Origin of the sequence: Microvirga aerilata, assembly GCF_016743775.1 — a bacterium.
GTDB lineage: Bacteria > Pseudomonadota > Alphaproteobacteria > Rhizobiales > Beijerinckiaceae > Microvirga > Microvirga aerilata.
In genome coordinates, this window is sequence record NZ_JAEQMY010000184.1 from 1 (window position 1) to 5,103 (window position 5,103).

Sequence of the window (5,103 nt, forward strand, 5' to 3'; positions counted from 1 at the left end):
GAAACCGGAAGTACAACCAGACCGCATGGGCGATGATCTCTGGTGGGAAGCGATGGCGCTTGTAGCTGACGGGCTTGCTCATGTCAGCCAGTCTACCCGCCTCGCGGTCATGCCCGAGTTAACGTGACAGCACCGTTGCGCCCTATTCGGCATCGGGGCGGCTCAAGACCTTCGCAGCCGGCGAGGAGGTGGTGCCCGGGATCAGGGCTGTTGCGGCCTTCGGGCATACGCCTGGCCATACGGGCTATCTGATCACCTCGGGGGATCGGAGCCTTCTGGCGTGGGGGGACATCGTACACAGCCATGCTGTTCAGTTTGCCCGACCCGAGGTTGCCATCGAGTTCGACAGCAACAAGGAGGAGGCTGTGGCCACTCGGCGCAAGATCCTAAGCGATGCCGCACGCGATCGGCTCTGGATTGCAGGTGCTCACCTGCCGTTCCCCGGCATTGGCCATGTGCGCCCGGACGGCACGGGCTATGCCTGGGTTCCGGTCGAGTACGGGCCATACGGAGCAGCCCGCTGAGGCGGTCCCTTCAGCGTGAAGCGACCCTGACGCTAATTGCCCCTTGCGGATTGCCAATCCGCGAGGAAATCTGCTTCACTCCACCCGATGCGGCAGCTTCTCAGATCCATTCGCAAAGCTCTGGTGAGCCTCGTCAAGCGTACACCCAGCAACAAGGGCCTGACCGCTGTTGAGTACGAGGCTGTGTGCCTGATCGCCTATGAGGGTCGAGAGGCCTATGCCCGTGCTCGCGAGCAGGCCGACTACTGCCGCTCTCTGGGAAGCCCAAGCGGAACCCTCTTTTGGAGCCAGGTGGCGGCTGAGGTTGGGCGGCGAACCAACAGGCCTGAGGCAGGCAAACTGCGTGCTCCGCCGAGGTAACTGAGCCAAGGTCCTCCGGTGCCATAGGAGGCAGCCGAGGCGTCGGCACGCAAGCGATTTGGACCCAGCCGGCTGGGCACAGGGTGAGGTGCTCAAGAAGATCCCACTAACTTTCAAGCGGAGGGTCCTGGGTTCGAGTCCCGGCGCGCTCACCAGTATTTTCCAAGGATCACCGACGGTTGCCCTTTGCGCCATTTCTCTCCAGGTAGCCAACCGTTCCGATCAGCTTCGGGTCTGCCGAGCTTCACAGACGCGGCTCAGGATGGGGTGCCCAGATGCAGGCGCAGATCCTTCGAGACCTGCCACGGACCCTCCCGAGACATTCAGCACGCTTGCAGCGCACGCCAGGCCGAGCCACTCAAGGCATACCTCAGATCCTGCTATGCCCTGCTTGCGGCCAAGTGGATCTTTATCGCTCTCTTCCCGTGCTCAAGCTCTGTTCTGCTTGGCCTGCCAGCGAACAACCTTCTGAACAGGTCAAAGACATTCGACGTTAAGGATCGGGACGACGTCACCCCAGTGCAGGCCAGGTCCGGCCGAACCCCAATTACCGGCGAGGGTCATTGCATGCCAGCTTTCAGGTCAGCTCAACCAAGCACGGACGACTCTCACACGGCGCCAACAACCTCTACCTTCTCCCCGTTCCGATCGCGCATCTTTCTCGCCATATGGATTGCGAGCCTTGTGTCGAACTTCGGCAGCCTGGTCCAGAGCGTCGGCGCGACGTGGCTGATGACCTCGCTCGCGCCCTCGGCCGACATGGTCGCCCTCGTCCAGGTGTCCACGGTCCTGCCGATCATGCTGTTCTCCCTGCCTGCCGGCGCAGCGGCGGATGTGTGGGACAGGCGGGTGATCATGTTGGTGGCGCAGGGCGCCATGCTGGCTGTCTCTGCCACTCTCGCTGTCCTCGCCTGGCTTGGTCAGGTCACACCATGGCTCCTGGTCGCTCTTACGTTCCTGCTTGGGTCAGGCGCCGCGCTCTACGGGCCGGCGTGGCAATCCTCCGTTCGTGAGCAGGTGCCCCGGCGCGAGTTGTCGGCTGCGGTTGCGCTCAACAGTGTTGCCTTCAACCTAGCCCGGGCGGCCGGGCCAGCACTCGGTGGCGCCATCGTAGCCTGGGCAGGTGCTCAGGTGGCGTTTGGCGTCAATGCATTCTCATATCTCGGCCTCATCGCTGTCCTGCTCGCGTGGAAGCGGCCGGCCTCCGAGGCAAGGTTGCCCGCGGAGACCATGATGGCGGCAATGCTCGCAGGCCTCCGGTTCGCACGGTTGTCGCACTCTCTCCAGACGGTACTTGTTCGCGCTGCTGCGTTCGGGTTCTTCGCGGCTGCGCTATGGGGATTGATCCCTCTTGTCGCACGGGATCTCCTCAGTGGCAGTGCGATTACCTATGGCCTGCTCCTGGCTGCCTTCGGCGGAGGGGCGGTTGGGGGTGCTCTGGTCGGAGGGCAGGTTCGGGAGCGGTTCACGAGCGAAATGATCGTGGCAGGCGGCAGCGCCGCCTTTGCGGGAGCAGGCCTTGTCGTGGGGCTCAGCCCTTATCTGCCGATCACCCTGCTCGCTCTGGCGCTCGGAGGTGCAGCCTGGCTTATGGTCCTGTCGACGTTCAACGTAACTGTCCAGTTGCGGACGCCACGGTGGGTGGTTGGACGTGCCATGGCAATCTACCAAGCTGGTGTTTTTGGTGGGCTCTCGCTGGGAGGATGGCTCTGGGGGGTTGTCGCCGAGCACTACGGCGTGCCGACGAGCCTGATTGCGGCGGCGCTCGCGCTGGCTGTGACGGCCTTTCTCGGCCGCGTCCTGCCGATGCCTGCGACAGACCAGATCAACGTTGAGCCGATCCCATCTAACCTGGAAGGTGAGAGCGGCCGGCCTTCGCTCGATATGGACAGCGGCCCAGTGGTGGCGAGCACCGAATACCGGATCGCTCCGGGTAACGTCCGCCCCTTTCTCGCCGCCGCAAGCCGCCTTCAGCGCATGCGCCGTCGCAATGGCGCCCGCCGCTGGGCCCTTCTCCGCGACGCAACCGATCCGGAGGTCTGGATTGAGCGCTTCGAGACACCGACCTGGCTTGATCACCTGCGGGTGCGCGAGCGCATGACCGTGGTCGACCGGGAGGTCGAGGACAGGATCCTAAGCTATCATCAGGACGAGGGGGCACCCCTCACCCGCTATCTGCTGGCCTACGTGCCAGTCGCCGGCGGCGAAGATGCGCCAAACGTGCGCGACCCCCGGGCCACGGTTTTCGATCCGAACTTGCCGCCGGCCCTGTCTGCCGAGCGATCAGTGTAGACGAGCCTCTACAAACCGCTGGGCCGGGGTACTGCACAAGGTTTCGAACCGTGCTCGGCGGGTCCGCGTTGACGGGCCATGCTGACCATCGACACTAACCTAGGCCGAACAAACATCACAGCCAGCTCTGAGGCAGAAGAAGCCGACGTCGCGCTCGCAACCCATCTTGCAAAGCACAAGGATCATCCTCTTGTGCGCGGTCTCGGGACCTTGAGCGAGGTGGGAGATCAGCCGCCGCTTCTTGCCCTGTCGGGCGTAGTTCTGGCCTACGGCGTTCTGGCAGGAGACCGGTGTGCGGCCGGAGCCGGGGCCCGCATGCTTGGCTCTCTCATCCTGGCAACATGGATCAAGACCGGGCTCAAGAGCCTCGTGGCTCGAACGCGGCCGAACGTCCTCTTGGACAAGGGGCAGTACCCAGTAGAGCCGTTCGGACCCGATGCGGGGTCGTGGCACTCGTTCCCGTCAGGCCACACGGCAGGAAGCGTTGCAGTCGCGCGGGCTGTGGGTCGCGCCTACCCTCAGGCCCGCACCGCCGCTTATGCTGGTGCGGCTGCAGTCGCCCTTGTTCAGATCCCACGTGGGGCGCACTACCCGGCTGACGTTGTTGGAGGGGCGGTGGTGGGCCTCGTAGCAGAGGCAGCCATCAACGGAATAGCCAAGTATCTTTTTGCTGCAACGAGCAAGCCGAAGATAGCTCCCAAATCCACAGTCGCCACTCACCAGCGGGCCTAAGACCGGCATGACAGATTGGGGGCCAGGCTTGCTCAGGCTTACCGTCGGTGCAGGATCTGCTTCTCAAGCTGCTGATACGCTTGCTGGATAGGGGAGGTGCCTTCGTCAGCAGCAACGTCCTTGTACCCCTCCGACAGCTCACCGAGACGCTCCAAGATCAGCTCAGCCGATCCAGGCCCGCGAGCACCCAGGTTGCGTGGCACCGTGAAGGTCAGTCCAGCCATCACGCCAGGATGACCCGGGGACGCGGGCATGCGGGCCAGCTTGTGTCCGAGCAGCGAAAGTGTTTGCATGAGGGACATCGCCGCCTGAAAGAACGCTCTCCTGTCCGTTGCACACATGGAGGGGGCATAGACCTCCTCAAGCAGGATTAGCACCTGTCCATAGATCGCGTTCGCGAGGTCGAGGTGCCTGACAGCTTCAGGTGCCATTATCCAGACCCGGCTTGTTGAATCAGTCGGGCAGCGCATCACGGGATCATGCGCTACCGGATGAGCGGGCTTGAAAGCTGGATTTGAAGCCTTCAATTCCGCCCACTCGCTTTTGATGGCGTTAAACCGGGCGAAGTGACTGTCTTCTAACTCGTGAGGTGAGCCTTCCCCCTGCTCTACAATGACGTTCAAGGCCTGGAGTGCAGTTGGGAGATCAGTGATCACCCTCACCCCAGGTAGGTCAACAACATCAGGTCCGATCTGCCTTGCGCCAGAAGCCGCGATGAAAGCCAGGGACCCTTGCCGTGCGGCGAGAGACTGGAGATCTTCTCGGATCATCCCGTACAGTTCGGCGATGGTCTCGTAATCCTCAGCACTCGGGGTGAGCCGTATCTCCTTGACCTCTCTGACGACCTCCGCTTCAGCGCCGAACGTGTCATGGTCCTGAACCGACGATCCTTCCGGATGCTCCAGGAAGATGAAGTGGTCTAGGGCTGCCTCGTCGAACGGGGTGAGCCGCACAGTGAAGCAGGCCGGCATGTAGCCCTCGGCAACGGGTAGATTAGGTCGGTTGAAATGAGGTGCTCCGCCGATGGCGACGAGGAGGTTGTTGACGATGGCGAGATGGCCCATTTCCTCCACTGCCACGCTAAGGATGACCCGTCTCCATTGTGCGACAGCCTCGGCCTGGTCTTGCTCCGCATTTGTGGAGAGCGGTTTGGCAGCTATCCGGCCAGCCTTTCGAACTGAACCGGACTGACATA

The 5,103-nt window shown here is 62.8% G+C and carries 5 protein-coding genes and 1 pseudogene; 4 read left to right on the plus strand and 2 right to left on the minus strand.

Translation table 11 applies throughout. The features are described from left to right. Window positions 1–82 (minus strand): annotated as a pseudogene (locus JKG68_RS30995) (IS6 family transposase); the annotation flags it as partial. Between the two features lie 109 nt (window positions 83–191). On the opposite strand from JKG68_RS30995, the gene JKG68_RS31000 reads away from it, so the two are divergent. The 4 genes from JKG68_RS31000 to JKG68_RS31015 all read left to right on the plus strand — a co-directional run bounded on the left by JKG68_RS31000 (window position 192) and on the right by JKG68_RS31015 (window position 3,908). Further along, window positions 192–524 carry an MBL fold metallo-hydrolase gene (locus JKG68_RS31000; RefSeq protein ID WP_202066157.1) on the plus strand — a complete coding sequence of 111 codons (333 nt, stop codon included), beginning with the start codon at window positions 192–194 and terminating at the stop codon, window positions 522–524. Between the two features lie 123 nt (window positions 525–647). Beyond that, window positions 648–884 carry a hypothetical protein gene (locus JKG68_RS31005; protein WP_202066158.1) on the plus strand — a complete coding sequence of 79 codons (237 nt, stop codon included), beginning with the start codon at window positions 648–650 and terminating at the stop codon, window positions 882–884. Between the two features lie 567 nt (window positions 885–1,451). After that, complete coding sequence (locus JKG68_RS31010; protein WP_202066159.1) at window positions 1,452–3,176, plus strand: MFS transporter; 1,725 nt, start codon at window positions 1,452–1,454, stop codon at window positions 3,174–3,176. 78 nt (window positions 3,177–3,254) lie between these two features. Next, window positions 3,255–3,908, plus strand: a complete 654-nt coding sequence (locus tag JKG68_RS31015; RefSeq protein WP_202066160.1) for a phosphatase PAP2 family protein — start codon at window positions 3,255–3,257, stop codon at window positions 3,906–3,908. Between the two features lie 38 nt (window positions 3,909–3,946). Here JKG68_RS31015 and JKG68_RS31020 read toward each other — a convergent pair. Further along, window positions 3,947–5,103 (minus strand): ferritin-like domain-containing protein (locus JKG68_RS31020; RefSeq protein ID WP_210346507.1); only part of this gene is annotated, 1,157 nt, incomplete at its 5' end.